This is a genomic window from Marinobacter sp. Arc7-DN-1, assembly GCF_003441595.1.
Classification (GTDB): domain Bacteria; phylum Pseudomonadota; class Gammaproteobacteria; order Pseudomonadales; family Oleiphilaceae; genus Marinobacter; species Marinobacter metalliresistant.
This window is the reverse complement of record NZ_CP031848.1, coordinates 2071968-2088520: the sequence shown is the minus strand read 5'-3', so window position 1 is coordinate 2088520 and position 16553 is coordinate 2071968. Positions and strand designations below refer to the sequence as shown.

At 61.0% G+C, this 16553-nt stretch carries 13 protein-coding genes and 1 riboswitch; of the genes, 10 read left to right on the top strand and 3 right to left on the bottom strand.

What is annotated here, in order from left to right:
- Nucleotides 1-45 precede the first annotated feature (45 nt).
- From uca to D0851_RS09800, 3 genes are read right to left on the bottom strand one after another with little or no spacing between them, the layout of a single operon-like run.
- Nucleotides 46-3681, bottom strand: a complete 3636-nt coding sequence (gene uca / locus D0851_RS09810) for an urea carboxylase (protein WP_117618488.1) — start codon at nucleotides 3679-3681, stop codon at nucleotides 46-48.
- Nucleotides 3672-4310, bottom strand: coding sequence for an urea amidolyase associated protein UAAP2 (locus D0851_RS09805; protein WP_117618487.1), 639 nt, complete (start codon nucleotides 4308-4310; stop codon nucleotides 3672-3674). Before D0851_RS09805 ends, uca begins: the two co-directional genes overlap by 10 nt.
- 12 nt (nucleotides 4311-4322) lie before the next feature.
- Nucleotides 4323-5048: an urea amidolyase associated protein UAAP1 gene (locus tag D0851_RS09800; protein ID WP_117618486.1), complete on the bottom strand. Its 726-nt coding sequence runs from the start codon at nucleotides 5046-5048 to the stop codon at nucleotides 4323-4325.
- 57 nt (nucleotides 5049-5105) lie between these two features.
- Nucleotides 5106-5212: riboswitch (guanidine-I (ykkC/yxkD leader) on the bottom strand.
- 373 nt (nucleotides 5213-5585) lie between these two features.
- Here D0851_RS09800 and D0851_RS09795 point away from each other — a divergent pair.
- From D0851_RS09795 to D0851_RS09750, 10 genes are all read left to right on the top strand, one after another.
- Nucleotides 5586-7106 carry an aldehyde dehydrogenase family protein gene (locus D0851_RS09795; protein WP_117618485.1) on the top strand — a complete coding sequence of 507 codons (1521 nt, stop codon included), beginning with the start codon at nucleotides 5586-5588 and terminating at the stop codon, nucleotides 7104-7106.
- 270 nt (nucleotides 7107-7376) lie between these two features.
- On the top strand, nucleotides 7377-7448 hold the full coding sequence (pqqA, locus tag D0851_RS09790; RefSeq protein ID WP_007153157.1) for a pyrroloquinoline quinone precursor peptide PqqA: 72 nt from the start codon (nucleotides 7377-7379) through the stop codon (nucleotides 7446-7448).
- Between the two features lie 55 nt (nucleotides 7449-7503).
- Entirely contained in the window at nucleotides 7504-8433 is a 930-nt protein-coding gene (gene pqqB / locus D0851_RS09785; RefSeq protein WP_117618484.1) for a pyrroloquinoline quinone biosynthesis protein PqqB, read from the top strand.
- Nucleotides 8430-9185 (top strand): pyrroloquinoline-quinone synthase PqqC, encoded by a 756-nt coding sequence (pqqC, locus tag D0851_RS09780; protein ID WP_117618483.1) that lies wholly within the window; start codon nucleotides 8430-8432, stop codon nucleotides 9183-9185. The genes pqqB and pqqC overlap by 4 nt, the downstream gene beginning before the upstream one ends.
- The gene (gene pqqD, locus D0851_RS09775; protein WP_117618482.1) at nucleotides 9185-9460 is read left to right on the top strand and encodes a pyrroloquinoline quinone biosynthesis peptide chaperone PqqD; all 276 of its coding nucleotides are present in this window, start codon (nucleotides 9185-9187) and stop codon (nucleotides 9458-9460) included. The genes pqqC and pqqD overlap by 1 nt, the downstream gene beginning before the upstream one ends.
- Complete coding sequence (gene pqqE / locus D0851_RS09770) at nucleotides 9457-10611, top strand: pyrroloquinoline quinone biosynthesis protein PqqE (RefSeq protein WP_117618481.1); 1155 nt, start codon at nucleotides 9457-9459, stop codon at nucleotides 10609-10611. Before pqqD ends, pqqE begins: the two co-directional genes overlap by 4 nt.
- 257 nt (nucleotides 10612-10868) lie before the next feature.
- The gene (locus D0851_RS09765; protein ID WP_117618480.1) at nucleotides 10869-11531 is read left to right on the top strand and encodes a hypothetical protein; all 663 of its coding nucleotides are present in this window, start codon (nucleotides 10869-10871) and stop codon (nucleotides 11529-11531) included.
- A 164-nt stretch (nucleotides 11532-11695) separates the two neighbouring features.
- The gene (locus D0851_RS09760) at nucleotides 11696-13534 is read left to right on the top strand and encodes a prolyl oligopeptidase family serine peptidase (RefSeq protein WP_117618479.1); all 1839 of its coding nucleotides are present in this window, start codon (nucleotides 11696-11698) and stop codon (nucleotides 13532-13534) included.
- 44 nt (nucleotides 13535-13578) lie between these two features.
- The gene (ercA, locus tag D0851_RS09755; RefSeq protein WP_117618478.1) at nucleotides 13579-14742 is read left to right on the top strand and encodes an alcohol dehydrogenase-like regulatory protein ErcA; all 1164 of its coding nucleotides are present in this window, start codon (nucleotides 13579-13581) and stop codon (nucleotides 14740-14742) included.
- Nucleotides 14726-16486, top strand: a complete 1761-nt coding sequence (locus D0851_RS09750; protein WP_117618477.1) for a NahK/ErcS family hybrid sensor histidine kinase/response regulator — start codon at nucleotides 14726-14728, stop codon at nucleotides 16484-16486. The genes ercA and D0851_RS09750 overlap by 17 nt, the downstream gene beginning before the upstream one ends.
- Nucleotides 16487-16553: the final 67 nt, after the last annotated feature.

The following is a 16553-nucleotide window of genomic DNA, read 5'->3' as shown; positions in this document are numbered from 1 at the left end:
GTGTGTGCAGGTTTGGTCTTTTTCAGTTTGTGATGGTTGCTGGCATTACTCGTTTGTCTCTTCCACGATCACCACCGGCGTTCCGGGTGATACTGCCTGGCCGGCTTCCCGGCGCACGTCTACCACGCGACCGCTCACCGGGCTCAGTAGCTCGATTTCCATTTTCATGGATTCGATGACGGCCACCGGTCGCTGGGCCTCGATGGTGTCGCCGGGCTGGACCAGGCATTCCCACAGGTTGCCGGCCACGTGGCTTTCCACGGCGTGTTGGCCGGCTGGCAGGTTGGCGATATCGCCCTCGCCGGTGTCCTCGATGGGCGCCTCGGAGCTGAAATTGATCTGGCCGGATTCGATCCAGCGTTGCAGTTCCTCGTCGAAGGCCTGCTTGCGCTTGCCGGTGAAGGTCTGGATCTCGTCGTTGTTGTCGGCCAGAAACTGCTCGTAGTCCTTCAGGTTGAAGCGGGTTTCTTCGACCCGGATCGGGTAGTCGCCGTTGGGGAAGTCCCGGCGGATCTGTTGAAGCTCCTCGGCGCTGACTTCATAGAAGCGCACCTGATCGAAGAACCGGAGCAGCCAGGGTTTGCCGGGCTCGAACAAGTCCGTCGTGCGGTAGCGGTTCCACATCTGCAGGGTGCGACCGACAAACTGGTAGCCACCGGGCCCCTCCATGCCATAGATGCACAGGTAGGCGCCGCCGATGCCCACGGAGTTTTCCGCGGTCCAGGTCCGGGCCGGGTTGTACTTGGTGGTCACCAGCCGGTGCCGTGGGTCCAGCGGCGTAGCCACAGGAGCGCCCAGGTAGACATCACCCAGGCCCATCACCAGGTAGCTCGCATCGAACACGGTCTTTTTCACCTCGTCGATGCTGCCCAGCCCGTTGATACGGCGGATGAACTCCAGGTTGCTCGGGCACCAGGGTGCGTCCTTGCGCACTGACTGCATGTATTTGGCAATGGCGGTCTGGCAGGCCTCGTCATCCCAGGACAGGGGCAGGTGCACGACGCGCGCCGGCACATCCCATTCCGGCTGCTTCTCCAGTTCCTTTTCGGCGCTGATCAGCAGATCCAGCAGAGTACGCTGGTTCAGTTTCTGGCTGTCGTAGTGCACCTGCAGGGAGCGGATGCCCGGTGTCAGCTCCAGGATGGCGTCGTGATTCTGCTCACGCAGCCACAGCATCAGGGCGTGGGCGCGAAATCGCAGGCGGATATCCAGCTCCATGGGGCCGTATTCCACCAACACGTAATTGTCGCCGGCAGCCCGGTACTCCACGCCGGTTTCGTGTTCCTCGGGCGTCAACGCATCGAGGATCGGCGTCTCTGGTTTCATGGGGGTGATATGGGCGGTGGCCGACGTCAGTGTGGCCACGGATTCATCCAGCGCTGCCCGCAGGGCAACCGCCTGATCCTGGCTCACCGGCACAAACTGCACCTTGTCGCCGGCCTTGAGCTGGCCCAGCTTCCAGAGGTCGGCACTGATCACCGTCACCGGGCAGACGAAGCCGCCCAGGCTGGGGCCATCGGGGCCCAGGATTACCGGCATGTCGCCAGTGAAATCCACCGTCCCCACGGCGTAGGCATTGTCGTGGATGTTGGAGGGGTGCATACCCGCCTCACCGCCGTCGCTGCGGGCCCATTCCGGTTTCGGCCCGATCAGGCGGACGCCGGTGCGGCTGGAGTTGTAGTGGATCTCCCATTCGCTGGCGAAGAAGGTGTCGATGTCCGCGCCGGTAAAATAGTCCGGCGCACCATGGGGGCCGTAGGTGACGTGCAGCTTCCAGGTTTTACCGATGGTCGGTTTCAGGTCGGCGGGCAGGGTGGTTCTGGTCGTCGGTTCCGCATCCGGCAGGGCCAGCACATCGCCGGCCCGGAGCGCCCGGCCGCAATGGCCGCCAAACTGCCCGAGCGTAAAGGTGCTGCAGGAGGTCAGGTATTCCGGGCAGTCCAGGCCGCCACGGAACAGCACATAGGCCCGGGCGCCGTCGGCCGTCGTGGCGCCCAGTTTCAGGGTGGCGCCAGCGGGCACGTCAATCACCTGCCAGAAATCCACCGGCTCGTCGTTCAGGGTGGCCTCCAGCGTCGCCCCGGTCAGGGCAATCTGGGTGGCGCGGTTGAACGTGAGTATCGGGCCCTTGAGGGTGATTTCCAGTCCGGGTGCTCCCTCGGGGTTACCCAGCAGCCTGTTGCCCAGACGGAAGGAGTAGCTGTCGAACGGACCGGACGGCGGCACGCCGATTTCCCAGTAGCCGATGCGGCCCGGGTAATCCTGAATGGTGGTCAGGGTGCCGCCGCTGAGGACATCCACCGTGGCTGGCCGGTAATCGAATTCGTTGAGGGTACGGGTGAATAGCCGGCCTTCGGCAAAGCGCGGGTCGTCCAGCACCTGGCGCACGTACTTGAGGTTGGTTTCGATGCCATACAGCTGGCTGGCATCCAGAGCCTGCATCAGCCGCTGGCGGGCCGACTCGCGATCCTGTTCGTGCACGATGACCTTGGCCAGCATGGGATCGAACAGCGCCGAGACTTCTGTACCCGGCTGAATCCAGGTATCGATCCGAAGACCGTCCCCTTCAGGCCAGGTCACGTTGGTGAGCAACCCGGCACCGGGCTGGAAGTCCTTGTTGGGATCTTCCGCATAGATCCGGGCCTGGATGGCGTGGCCGGAGGCGGTGAGGTTACCGCCCAGTTCTGCCAGGTCCGGCAAGGTGCCGGCACCCAGTTCGACCATCCAGCGCACCAGGTCAACACCGTACACCTGCTCGGTGACGCCGTGCTCTACCTGCAGGCGAGTATTCACTTCCAGGAAGTAGAACTCGGTGGTGTCCGGATCGTAGATGAACTCCACGGTGCCGGCACTGCGGTAGGCGATGCTTTCGCCCAACTGGCGGGCGGTAGCGTGCATGCGGTTACGAACGTCGTCGGTCAGTCCCGGGGCCGGGGCCTCCTCAATCACCTTCTGGTTGCGGCGCTGGGCGGAGCAGTCACGCTCACCCAGAGCCAGCACCTGGCCTTCACCGTCGCCAAACAACTGCACTTCGATATGACGGGCGTGTTCCACAAATTTTTCCAGGAACACACCGCTGTTGCTGAAGTTGTTCTGGCTCAGGCGCTGAACCGATTCAAAGCTCTTGCTCAGATCTTCGGCGCTGTAACAGCGGGACATACCAATGCCACCACCGCCGGCGGTGCTCTTGAGCATCACCGGGTAGCCGATGTTGTCGGCAGATTCCAGGGCCGCGTCCAGATCGGTCAGCAATCCGGTGCCCGGAAGCAGGGGTACGCCGGCGTTCTCTGCGAGGGCCCGGGCGGTATGTTTGAGACCGAACTGTTCCATCTGTTCCGGTGTCGGTCCGAGGAATACCACACCTTCGGCGTCACAGCGCCGGGCGAAACCGGCGTTTTCGCTCAGAAACCCGTAGCCCGGATGAATGGCCCCGGCACCGCTCTTGCGGACAACCTCAAACAGCTTGTCCTGGTCCAGATACGTCGCGGCCGCCGAGCCTTCGCCCAGTGAGTAGGCCTCATCCGCCTGGCGCACGTGCAGGGAATCTGCATCCGCTTCGGCGTAGACGGCTACCGAGGTGAGCCCCATGGCACGCAGGGTACGTATCACCCGGCACGCGATGGCGCCACGGTTGGCGATCAGGACCTTGTTGGGGTTGTTGAGGGTGCCGGTCAGCTCCATACCAGCACCTCGATCGGTGTCGGGTTCCAGCCGTTGCAGGGGTTGTTCAGCTGCGGACAGTTGGAAATCATCACCAGCACATCCATCTTGGCTTCCAGTTCCACGTACTTGCCGGCGTCGGAAATGCCGTCGGCAAAGGTCAGGCCGCCGTCTGCGGTCACCGGCACGTTCATAAAGAAATTGATGTTGTGGGTGATGTCCCGCTTGGTCATGCCCAGCTCTTCGTGCTCGGCGACGGCGACCAGCCAGCTGTCGCGGCAGGCGTGCATGCACTTTTTCGCCAGCGCATAACGAGTGGTATTGCTCTCTGCTGCGCAGGCGCCACCGACGGTATCGTGGCGACCGCAGGTGTCGGCGGTGATCTCCAGCATCACGTTGTTTTCCGAGGACACCAGTTTCGAGCCGGCAGTGAGGTAAACGTTGCCCTGCTCACGGATGGTGTCCACGGCGCTGTACCGCTCAGTGGGGTTGTGGGCGTTGTAGAACAGGGTGTCGGCGGCCTGGTTGCCTTCCAGGTCCAGGATGCGGATGGTCTCGCCGGCCTTCACGACTTTCAGGAAATACTCGCCCGCCGGTACGGTTTCGCGGAAGGCGGCATTTTCGGGGTTCAGTGCGCTTTGTTTGATCATCTCCGGCCTCCGTTACTGGAACTGGTGGTACAGGGCGTTATTGGCGAAGGCCCGGGTGGCCTCCGGTGACGACATCTTGCAGGGATCGGCATCGGTCACCGGTGCCGCCGTGAAGAGCTGGTAACGCACGGGGTGGCTGGGATACTCGCTGGCCGGATTCATCGGATGCGGACAGGTATTCAGCACCACGATGGTGTCCATCTCGAATCGCAGGTCGACGGTGGCGCCGGCGTGGGAATGCCCCTCGTCGAAGGCCATGTTGCCTTCGTCATCAGTTTTCACCTTGCTGAACCAGTTCAGGTTGGCGGTCAAGTCCTTCTTGCCCAGGCCGTATTTGGCCAGTTCGTTCAGGAAGCTGGTGAGGCCATTGCGGTGGTAGTGGTTATGGGCTTCCTGATAGGTCTTTTTGCCCCAGCGCCGTTCCACCAGGTCGGCGTTGCAGGTGCCGCTCACGGTGTCGTGCCAGCCCAGGTCGTCGCGGATGATGGAGGCGAACACCCGACCCATATCCGAAAGCAGGACATGGCCCTTGGTGAGCAAGAAGGTGTGCTGGTTTTTCAGGGTGTCCGGCATGTTGTACCGCTCGAGCGGGTTCTCGGGGTTGTACATCAACATGCCGACGTTGGCACCGCCGGTTTCGTCAATCAGGCGCAGCACGTGGCCGCGGCGCATGATGAAAGACCAGTGGGATCCGCCGGGAATCAGATCGTCGTAGAGGGGGGTTGCGGTTTGCAACATGGCCTTTTCCTCCTGGTTAGGGCATTTAAAAAGCGAGAGGCGTCAGTAACTGAGCGATCCTCCCGGGCTTTTGTCCCGCCGTGTAACCTTGGAAAAGGTCGTCAACTCTCGGACCAGCCGTCTGCACGGATTGATGGCAGACCGGAACCCTAGTTGACCATTGGTCAGATTGTGGCGCGTTGATTGTGGTTTCAGTAACCGACTTCTCGCTGCGTAATGGATCATCTGCAGAGTCTGTGCCAATCAGTAACGTTCTGTTTTTAATAGGGTTTTATTTTTGAGCTCAACGTAGCCTGCTTCCTGCCTGGGCGTTCGCACTGTTTTTGTGCATCGGTTGGCGCGTCTGCAGTGCGGATTTCGGGCGGGTGTATTGCGCTTCAGGTCGCTGTTGGCATGGCGTTCCGGTCATCTACTACCAAGGGAGGAGTTTTTCGCCTCCATCGCACCATTCAACTTTCCGGGTTTGGCGTCTACATTGAATAGGTAAACGCGAAAGGCCGCGTTGCCCTGCGACAAACACAACAAGAGGTCGAAACCATGATCTACGCACAACCAGGAAAGGATGGCTCCGTCGTTTCCTTCCAGTCCCGTTACGAGAACTACATCGGTGGCGAGTGGGTGGCCCCGCTGAAGGGTCAGTATTTCGAGAACATCACACCGATCACCGGCGACGTTATCTGTGAGATTCCCCGTTCCGGCGCCGAAGACATTGATCTGGCCCTGGACGCGGCCCACAAGGCTGCACCGGCCTGGGGCAAGACCTCGACCACCGAGCGTTCCAACATTCTGCTGAAAATTGCCGACCGCATTGAGCAGAACATCGAGATGCTGGCGGTTGCTGAAACCTGGGACAACGGCAAGGCAGTGCGTGAAACCATCAACGCCGACCTGCCCCTGGCAGTGGACCACTTCCGTTATTTTGCCGGTTGTATCCGCGCCCAGGAAGATACCTCCAGTGCTATCGACAACAACACCGTGGCCTATCACTACCACGAGCCGCTGGGTGTTGTGGGCCAGATTATTCCATGGAACTTCCCGCTGCTGATGGCGGTGTGGAAGCTGGCGCCTTGCCTGGCGGCGGGTAACTGTACCGTGATGAAGCCGGCTGAGCAGACCCCGGCCAGCATCCTGGTGCTGATGGAACTGATTGGCGACCTGCTGCCACCGGGCGTGGTTAATATCGTCAACGGTTACGGCATTGAAGCCGGCGAGGCCCTGGCCACCAGCAAGCGCATCGCCAAAATTGCCTTCACTGGCTCCACGCCGGTGGGCTCGCACATCCTCAAGTGTGCCGCCGAGAACATCATCCCCTCTACCGTCGAGCTGGGTGGCAAGTCCCCCAACATCTACTTCTCCGACGTGATGCAGGCTGAGCCGGAATTTATCGACAAGTGTGTGGAAGGCCTGGTGCTGGCATTCTTCAACCAGGGTGAAGTTTGCACCTGTCCCTCCCGCGCCCTGATTCAGGAAGACATGTACGACGAATTCATGGCCAAAGTCATCGAGCGCACCAAGGCCATAAAGCGTGGCAACCCGCTGGATACCGATGTTCAGGTGGGTGCCCAGGCCAGCAAGGAGCAGTTCGACAAGATCATGTCATACCTGGAAATCGGCAAGCAGGAAGGTGCGGAAGTGCTGACTGGTGGTGGCCGTGAGGAAATGGAAGGTCAGTACAACAACGGCTTCTATGTCCAGCCCACGCTGCTGAAAGGCAAGAATGACATGCGTGTGTTCCAGGAAGAAATCTTCGGCCCGGTGGTGGGTGTAACCACCTTCAAGGACGAGGAAGAAGCTCTGGCCATCGCCAACGACACCGAGTTTGGTCTGGGTGCCGGCCTGTGGACCCGCGACATCAACCGTGCCTACCGCATGGGCCGCGCCATCCAGGCCGGCCGTGTTTGGACCAACTGCTACCACCAATACCCGGCCCACGCCGCCTTCGGTGGTTACAAGAAGTCCGGTGTTGGTCGTGAAAACCACAAGATGGCGCTGGACCACTACCAGCAGACCAAGAACCTGCTGGTCAGCTACGACATCAACCCACTGGGTTTCTTCTGATTCTCTGAGCGGCAGGCGGGCTTCTCCACACGGGCCCGCCTGTGAGCCTGCACATCGGATGTGCACCTTGACCTCTTTTGGCCCTTCCCAGGGCCTTTTTTTCGTTCCAGCAGCCTGTCGGACTTATTACAACTTGGGGAGGCCCCAAAACAGTGCCAAAGTACCATATTGATCTCCTATCCCCGTCAACTAGGATGAGAAGTGGGTTATCGGCAATATCGTTGATTCACCCGCAATGCGCTAACAATTACGACAACAGAGGTAAGCATTATGTGGACCAAACCAGCCTATGAGGATCTGCGCATCGGTTTCGAAGTCACCATGTACTTCGCCAACCGCTGAGTGCTGAGGCGGCCAGCCTGAGTGGCTGGCCGTTTTACTTCCGGAGTTTCCAATCATGCTCATTCACGTTCTGGGCTCCGCCGCTGGCGGTGGCTTTCCCCAGTGGAACTGCAACTGCGCCAACTGCGACGGCTTCCGTCAGGGCACCCTGAACGCCCGTGCCCGCACCCAGTCTTCCGTTGCCGTCAGTGAAGACGGCGAGCACTGGATCCTGTTCAACGCAGCTCCCGATATTCGCGCCCAGTTGGCTTCTTTTGAAGCCATGCAGCCGGCCAGGGCGCTTCGGGACACCGGCATCGATGCTATCCTGTTGATGGACAGCCAGGTGGATCACACCACCGGTCTGCTATCGCTTCGCGAGGGGCTGCCCATGGACGTCTGGTGTACCGAACAGGTACACGAGGATCTCAGCGGCGGTTTCCCCCTGTTTACCATGCTCAGGCACTGGAACGGCGGCCTGAACTGGCGCCGGGTGGCGGCCTCTGAACAGTCGCCGTTTACGATTCCCTGCGCACCGTCCATCGAACTGACTGCCATTCCGCTGCTGAGCAACGCGCCGCCGTATTCACCGCGCCGGGATAACCCGCACCCGGGGGATAACATCGGTATTTTTCTTGAGGACACCCGCACCGGGCAGACAGTGCTTTATGCGCCGGGCCTCGGCGAACCGGACCCGCGCATCCTGGACTGGATGAAAAAAGCCGATGTGCTGCTGGTGGACGGTACCGTCTGGCACGACGACGAGATGATCCGCCAGGAAGTGGGCACCAAGACCGGGCAGGCCATGGGGCATCTGGCCCAAAGTGGCCCCGGAGGCATGATCGAGGTGCTCGACACCCTGCCGGCCAGCCGCAAGATCCTGATTCACATCAACAACACCAACCCGATCCTGAACGAGGACTCGCCGGAGCGCGCGGAGCTGACGCGCCACGGGATTGAGGTGTCCTGGGACGGAATGCATATCGACCTGTCGGGGCCGCCATGAACGCCAAAGCCAACACCGCCATGAACCGCACGGATTTTGAACAGGCCCTCCGGGACAAGGGGCAGTATTACCACATCCACCACCCGTACCATAAGGCCATGTATGGCGGACAATGCACGCCGGAACAGATTCGTGGCTGGGTGGCCAACCGGTATTACTACCAGATCAGGATTCCCCAGAAGGACGCCGCGATCATGGCCAACTGCCCGGACGCCGGCGTGCGCCGGCTCTGGCTGCAGCGGATTCTGGACCACGACGGCCACGACGGCGATGCGGGTGGTATCGAGGCCTGGCTGTCCCTGGCCGAAGCGGTGGGTCTGACCCGGGAAGAAGTGATCGACCAGCGCCATGTGCTGCCCGGTGTCCGGTTTGCGGTGGATGCCTACCTGAACTTTGCCCGCCGGGCCACCTGGCAGGAGGCGGCCTGTTCCTCGCTGACCGAACTGTTCGCGCCGGAGATCCACCAGTCTCGCCTCGATAGCTGGCCGGGCCACTATCCGTGGATTGACGAGGGCGGCTACCGCTATTTCCGCAAACGCCTGTCGGAGGCCCGCCGGGACGTGGAACACGGCCTGACCATCACCCTGGATTACTTCACCACCGGCGCCGGGCAGACCCGGGCCCTGGAAATTCTGCAGTTCAAGCTGGATATCCTGTGGACCATGCTGGATGCCATGACCATGGCTTACGGCCACCGTACGCCGCCCTACCATACGGTGACCGACCAGCAGGTCTGGCACCGGGGGCTGTAATGGGGGTTGCCATGCACCAGGTTCCGCGTTTTCGCCGTGGCTTCCGCTTCCAGTGGGAACCCGCCCAGGAAAGTTACGTTCTGCTGTATCCGGAAGGTATGGTGAAGCTGAACGGCAGCGCCGGTGCTATTCTCAACGAGGTGGACGGCCAGCGCAGTGTGGCCGACATCGTTGCCACCCTGGAGCAGCAATTCCCGGATGCCGGACCGCTCGGCAAGGACGTGAGTGATTTTCTGCAGGATGCGCAGCAACACCACTGGATCGACCTGTCATGAACACCTCGCACGCACCCACACCGGTCAACCCCCATAAGGCGGGGCCGCCCCTCTGGCTGCTGGCGGAACTGACCTATCGCTGCCCGCTGCAGTGCCCCTACTGTTCCAACCCGCTGGACTTTGCCCAGACCGAACGGGAGCTAAGCACCGACGAGTGGGTGAGTGTGCTACGCCAGGGCCGGGCCATGGGCGCCGTCCAACTGGGCTTTTCCGGCGGCGAGCCCCTGGTGCGCCAGGACCTGCCGGAGCTGATCGCCGAGGCGCGACAGCTGGGGTATTACACCAACCTGATTACCTCAGGCCTGGGGCTGACCGACGCCAAGGTGGCTGCCTTTGCCGAGGCCGGACTGGATCATATCCAGGTCAGTTTCCAGGCCTCGGACCCCGAGCTGAACAACGCCGTGGCCGGCTCCCGCAAGGCCTTTGACCAGAAACTGGCCATGGCCCGGGCGGTCAAGGCGGCGGGCTACCCGATGGTGCTCAACTTCGTGATCCACCGCCACAACATCCACCAGATGAACGACATCATGGCCCTGTGTGAGCACCTGGGGGCGGACTATGTGGAACTGGCGACCTGCCAGTATTACGGCTGGGCCTTTGAGAACCGGGAAGGGCTGATGCCCTCGAAAACGCAGCTGGTGCAGGCGGAGCAGGAAGTGAACCTGTACCGTAAACGCCTGGACGCCACCGGCTCGGCCATGAAGCTGATTTTCGTCACTCCGGACTACTACGAGGAACGCCCAAAAGCCTGCATGAACGGCTGGGGCAACCTGTTCCTGACCATAGCCCCGGACGGCACTGCGCTGCCGTGCCACAGCGCCCGCCTGCTGCCCATCGACTTCCCCAATGTCCGGGACCAGGATCTTCAAAGCATCTGGTACGACAGCCCGGGCTTCAACCACTACCGGGGTGACAGCTGGATGCCAGAGCCCTGCCGCTCCTGTGATGAGAAGCAACAAGACTTCGGAGGTTGCCGCTGCCAGGCCTATCTCTTGACCGGCAATGCCGATAACGCCGACCCAGTCTGCAGCAAGTCCCCTCACCATGATCGAATCCTGGCCGCGAGGAACGCTGCCGATCACGCCACGGCCGGCCTTACTGGACTCATCTATCGAAATGCGGACAACTCCCGACTGTTCTTCCGGGGCTGAGCATTGCCTTGAAGCCCGGGGATGTTGCCGATCAATAAGATGAGAGGGAAGTGCTGATGATGTACCACGCTCATGAAAATGCCCGTGCCGCGGTTGGTGATAGTCGTGCCCATGTCTGGCCATTTCCCAATATTACTGTGAGGCACGGTGCAGGAGTCTCACTCTCCATAACCTCGTACAGGTGACCAATGTTTCGAGCAAAGAACAATCCAGGCGCGTGTCGTCATCCAGTCCGACCGAAACAGGTCGTCTTGTGTTTGTTTTGGCCCTTTGCCGCCGAGGCGGAGCTTGCGGTGGATGAAATATACTCCCCCCGGATCACGGCAGGCGATCTCGAAATCGGTGTGGTTGGCGCGTTTCTGGACAGTCAGGGAAGCGAAGACGACAATCTCCGGTTTGATCAGTGGGAAATTGGTTACGGGATAACTGATCGCTTCAGTGCCGAGCTCAACTTCAACGCAATTAAGAGTCCCGGACGCGCTTATTCACTGGACGAATATGAAATTGAATTGATTGGAAATTTTTTTCAGGATCATGAGAGTGCTGCGGGATTGTTTCTTGAACTATCAAAAGAACACCGGGGAACAGCCAGTGAGATAACCATTGGGCCGCTCTATGAAAGGCAGTTAGCCGATCACTACCAGGTTCTGACCAATGTTCTGGTCGGCCGTTCATTTGGTGAAGACGACGAGCAGCTTGAGCTGACCGGCTCGATACAGGCTGCCTATACGAAGTCTGAAACTTTTCAGCCGGCACTGGAGTATTACGGGGCCCGAAACAACCATTTGCTGGGGCCCGCAATCCTGGCTGAGGTCAGGGTGGGCTCCAGCCTCCTGGAACTCCAGGCGGGCGTTGCGTTTGGCTTGAACGCGGAGTCCGACGATGTGATCTATCGCTGGGAACTGGGAATGGAGCTGTAATGACCTGCCCGGGTTCCCTCCCTAACCATTATTGCGGCGACAGCTGGATGCCGGAGCCCTGCCGCTCCTGTATCGAAATGCGGACAACTCCCGACTGTTCTCCCGGGGCTGAGGGCCCCTTCTGTGCATCCACACCCGCAAGGTCAGCGCCTGACAATACCCCTATGAGCGCCTATGAGGCCTGCGCAGCCCATACTCAAAGAGGCGAGCTCGCGGTTTCTTCGGCCGGTGTTTTCTGGGTACAGACCGATCCGGCCGAAGGCAACGCTAATCTCTGGTATCTGTCCGAACAGGGGCCCGCTCGCCTGGGCCCGGACGGGTTGGGCATCCGTAGCCGGGTGAACGGTTACGGCGGCGGCGCGCTGGCGGCTTCCGATACCGGTGTGTTCGTGGTCGGTGAGGATCAGCAGATCCGGTTTATCGATCTGGCCGACGGCACCTGCTCCTTGCTTACCGATGATCCCGGGGCCACCTATGGCGGACTGATCGCCGATGCGCCCCGGCAGAGGGTGCTGGCCGTTCGCGAGGCCGGTGGCGAGCAGCAGCTGGTGGCGGTCTCTGTGGACGGTGAGCTTCGGACTCTCCATTCCGGTCAGGACTTCTACAGTGCGCCCGCGCTGTCTGCCGACGGCAGGAAGTTGGCCTGGACAAGCTGGCAACTGCCGGACATGCCCTGGGTTCGCAGCCGGCTCTGGACAGCGGGCGTAGTGCAAGATGGTGGCCTCTGCGAGTGCCGCCACTGGCCGACGCCTTCAGAAGCCTCCGTTCAGCAACCGGTCTTCGATCGCGCCCGGTTGTGGGTGCTATCTGATCACGCCGGCTGGTGGCAGCCTTGGTACCTCGACACCCTGATCGGTGACGGACTCTGGCACTCGGGCCAGTCTGCCGAGCTGGACCATGCTAACGCGCCCTGGCAACTGGGGGAGTGCCATCATTGTCCGCTTGCCAATGGCGGCTGGGCTCGGGTGCAGTATCGCAACGGATCGGGAGAGCTGTGGTTGCTGTCACCGGAAGGCGGTGACGCTTTCCGGGTGGCCCGGGACTACAGCGATTTTCGTTACCTCCGGGCCTCCGGCGGTAGCCTGTATTGCGTTGCCCGATCAGCGACCCATCTGGATGCTGTCCTGCAGATCGAACTGCAAACCGGGCAGGCCAGGATTCTGGCGGGTGGCGAGAACCCCTTGCCGGGTTCAAGGCCTGCGCTGCCGCTGGATATTGAAGTGCCGGCACTTGAGCACGGCGAACAGCCGGTCCATGGTTTCTTCTACACACCGAAACTGGCCTCGCCGGAGTTGCCTCCGCTGATTCTCATGGCCCACGGTGGTCCCACCTCCGCTGCCTACCCGGTGTTCAGTCCCCAGGTGCAGTACTGGTGCCAGCGAGGCTTTGCGGTTGCCGAAGTGAACTATCGCGGCAGCAGTGGTTTTGGCCGTAAATTCAGGCTTGCCCTTGAGGGGCGCTGGGGTGAGGCAGATGTTGAGGATATGGAGCGGACCGCGGATCACCTGGTGTCTGTCGGCCTGGTGGACGGCCGCCGGGTGTTTATCCAGGGGCGGAGCTCCGGTGGTTACACGGCCCTGATGGCCATGATCCAGAGCCGGAAATTCACCGCCGGCGCCAGCATGTTCGGGGTGACAGACCCGCTGCGGCTGAGGGCCATGACCCACCGCTTCGAATCCGGATATCTGGATTGGTTGTTGGGGCCACCAGGAGCTAACCCCGAGCGCTGGCGCGAACGAACGCCGCTTTACCACGCCGACTGTATTGCCGCGCCCATGATCTTTTTTCAGGGTGGGCAGGACAAAGTCGTGGTGCCTGAACAGACCCGCGCCATGGTTGATGCCATGAAGGCAGCAGGACGCACATCGGAATTGCACTGGTTTGAGCAGGAGGGCCACGGTTTCCGGCATCAGGCGAACCAGGCGGACATGCTGGAAAGGATGTTCAGCTTTTATCGGAGGCATGGCCGCAAGGCCAATGAACGGGCGGAGAACATGAGTTAAACTCTCGGCTACGCCTATAACAACAAACGGTCGAGTAGAGTCTGATGAGCCACGACATCTCCGCCCTGCGAAAGTTCGTATCACCGGAAATTGTCTTCGGCGCCGGCTCCCGGAAGTCGGTGGCCAACTTCGCCAGTAACTTCGGTGCCCGGCATGTGTTTCTGGTGTCTGATCCGGGCGTGGCCGCGGCAGGCTGGGTCAACGAGATCGTAACCCTGCTGACCGACGCGGGAATTCGCTCTACCGTATTTACCGGCGTATCACCCAATCCCAGGGTCGACGAGGTGATGACCGGAGCCGAGCTGTACAAATCCAGTGAATGTGATGTCATCGTTGCCATCGGTGGCGGCAGCCCGATGGATTGCGCCAAGGGCATCGGTATTGTTGCCACCCACGGCCGCAATATTCTGGAATTCGAGGGCGTGGACACCATCACCAACCCCTCACCGCCCCTGATCCTGATCCCGACCACCGCGGGCACATCGGCGGATGTTTCCCAGTTTGCGATCATTTCCGACCCGAACCGCCGGTTCAAGTTTTCCATCATCAGCAAAGCCGTGGTGCCAGATGTGTCCCTGATTGATCCCGAAGTCACGGAAACCATGGACGCCTACCTGACCGCCTGTACCGGCGTGGATGCCCTGGTTCACGCCATTGAGGCGTTCGTGTCTACCGGCAGCGGGCCATTGACCGACACCCATGCCCTGGAAGCCATCAGGCTGATCAACCGGAATCTGGAACCCCTGGTGGAAAATATCGCCAATCCTTACCTCAGGGAACAGATCATGCTGGCCTCCATGCAAGCCGGGCTGGCGTTTTCCAACGCAATTCTGGGGGCGGTGCATGCCATGTCCCACAGCCTCGGCGGGTTTCTGGATTTGCCCCACGGGCTGTGCAACGCGCTGTTGCTGGAGCACGTGGTGGCCTACAACTTCCAGTCTGCGGAGGACCGTTTCCGCCGGGTGGCCGAGGCCATGAATATCGATACCCGGGGTATGAGCAAGCCGGAGATCAAGAAACGGCTGATGCAGCGAATCGTTGAGCTGAAACGCAAAGTGGGACTGGAAGCACGCCTGGCCCAGTTGGGAGTCAGCGTTTCGGATATTCCCCACCTGTCCGGCTTTGCCCTTCAGGACCCCTGCATTCTCACCAATCCCCGCAAGTCGTCGCTCAGGGACGTTCAGGTTGTCTATGAAGAAGCGCTCTGACGTTCAGGACGACGAACACGACAGTGGCTACGAAGTTGGCGATCTTCTTGGCCTCGGCAGCCAGTCGGTCCGCAAGAACTATTACCCGGCATTGCAGGAGCGGATTGAGGAGCTGGAGCAGGAGCGCAACCGCTACAAGTGGCTGTTCGAGAACGCCCTGCATGGCATCTTCCAGGCCAACCTGCGGGGTGGCTTCCTGGCCTGCAACCCCGCCATGGCGCGAATTTGCGGTTATGAAAGTGCCGAGGCCCTGACGCAGCGGGTTATCCGGCTGCGGGAACAGCTGTTCTGCAGTGCCAGTGAGTTCGATGCCATTCGCCAGGAACTTCTGAATGAAGGCCGTTTGAGCGCCCGGGAGACACGCTTCCAACGGGCGGACCGCAAGCCGGTCCATGTGGCCGTCACCCTGTTGCGGCGGCCGGATCTCGGGCCAGAAGTGGTGGAAGCCTTTGTGGCCGACATCACCGAGCGGGTGCTGGCCCGGCAAAAACTGGAACAGCTGAATGCGACTCTTGAGCGTCGGGTGGAAGAACGCACCGAGGCGCTTCAGAACGCCAACGTCGGCCTGCGCTACCAGATTGAGGAGCGGGAGAAGGTCGAGCGGGAACTGGTGGTGGCCATGGAGGCAGCCAGGGAAGCCAACCTTGGCAAGGATAAATACCTGGCAGCGGCCAGCCATGACCTGCTGCAACCACTGAACGCCGCCCGGTTGATGGTTTCCGCGCTTCAGGAGAGCAGCTTGCCGGAGCAGGAAACCCGGATGGTGCATCAGGTACACCGGGCGCTCGAGGGCGCTGAAGACCTGCTGGCGGATTTGCTGGACATCTCGAAACTCGACCAGCAGGCCATGAAACCGGATCTGGTGTATACCGATGTGGCCGCCCTCGCCAGGTCGCTGGCTGAGGAGTTTGAGGCGGTCGCCGCCAATAAAGGACTGGCCTTCCGGGTTCGGACCATCCCGGTCGTGGTCAAAACCGACCAGCGCATGCTGACGCGCATTCTCCGCAACCTGCTCAGCAATGCCTTGCGTTACACCCGAAAGGGGGGCGTTGTATTGGCCCTGAGAGCACGGGGTGACCAGTTGCGGATCGAGGTCTGGGATACTGGGGTGGGCATAGCGGAAGACAAACTCCGGGATATCTTCACGGAATTTCACCAGTTACTGCCCCATGACACCGGTGGCCGCCAGGGCGTGGGCCTGGGGCTTGCCATTGTTGAGCGTATGGTCCGGATTCTGGGTTATGACATTGACGTGTCTTCCAGGCCCGGGCGCGGCTCCCGGTTTGTGCTGACTCTGCCGCTGGAGCCGGCGCGAGCCCTGCCGGAAATGCCCCGTGCGGGTGCGCTTCAGGGTTTTTCCGATGGCTTCGGCGGACTCTCCATTCTGGTCATCGACAATGAGCCGGCGGTCCTTGAGAGCATGCAGGTACTGCTGGAACGCTGGGGCTGTGAGGTGCTCACCGCCGGCAGCAAGGTTCAGGCACTGGAAGTGCTGGAGCACGCCGACCGGATTCCGGCCATCATCCTCGCCGATTACCATCTGGACAACGAGCTGACCGGCTACGACGCCGTTCACGGGGTTCGTCGTTACCTTGGCCGGGACATCCCAGCCGCCATCATCACCGCAGACCGCAGTGACGATACCCGTAAACTTTTGCGGGCCCAGTACCTGCCGATCCTGAACAAACCGGTCAAGCCCAACCGGCTCAGGGCCCTGATGACCAGCCTTCTTGCCTCTGCCTGAGAATCTCCCTCCCGTGCCTGACCAGGGAATTGCCGCACAAAGCAGTGCATTACCGCACAAAGCAGGG

Coding starts and splice junctions, on each gene's coding strand:
- uca (WP_117618488.1), bottom strand. CDS start 3,681: ATGGAGCTGACCGGCACCCTCAACAACCCCAACAAGGTCCTGATCGCC.
- D0851_RS09805 (WP_117618487.1), bottom strand. CDS start 4,310: ATGATCAAACAAAGCGCACTGAACCCCGAAAATGCCGCCTTCCGCGAA.
- D0851_RS09800 (WP_117618486.1), bottom strand. CDS start 5,048: ATGTTGCAAACCGCAACCCCCCTCTACGACGATCTGATTCCCGGCGGA.
- D0851_RS09795 (WP_117618485.1), top strand. CDS start 5,586: ATGATCTACGCACAACCAGGAAAGGATGGCTCCGTCGTTTCCTTCCAG.
- pqqB (WP_117618484.1), top strand. CDS start 7,504: ATGCTCATTCACGTTCTGGGCTCCGCCGCTGGCGGTGGCTTTCCCCAG.
- pqqC (WP_117618483.1), top strand. CDS start 8,430: ATGAACGCCAAAGCCAACACCGCCATGAACCGCACGGATTTTGAACAG.
- pqqD (WP_117618482.1), top strand. CDS start 9,185: ATGGGGGTTGCCATGCACCAGGTTCCGCGTTTTCGCCGTGGCTTCCGC.
- pqqE (WP_117618481.1), top strand. CDS start 9,457: ATGAACACCTCGCACGCACCCACACCGGTCAACCCCCATAAGGCGGGG.
- D0851_RS09760 (WP_117618479.1), top strand. CDS start 11,696: ATGAGCGCCTATGAGGCCTGCGCAGCCCATACTCAAAGAGGCGAGCTC.
- ercA (WP_117618478.1), top strand. CDS start 13,579: ATGAGCCACGACATCTCCGCCCTGCGAAAGTTCGTATCACCGGAAATT.
- D0851_RS09750 (WP_117618477.1), top strand. CDS start 14,726: ATGAAGAAGCGCTCTGACGTTCAGGACGACGAACACGACAGTGGCTAC.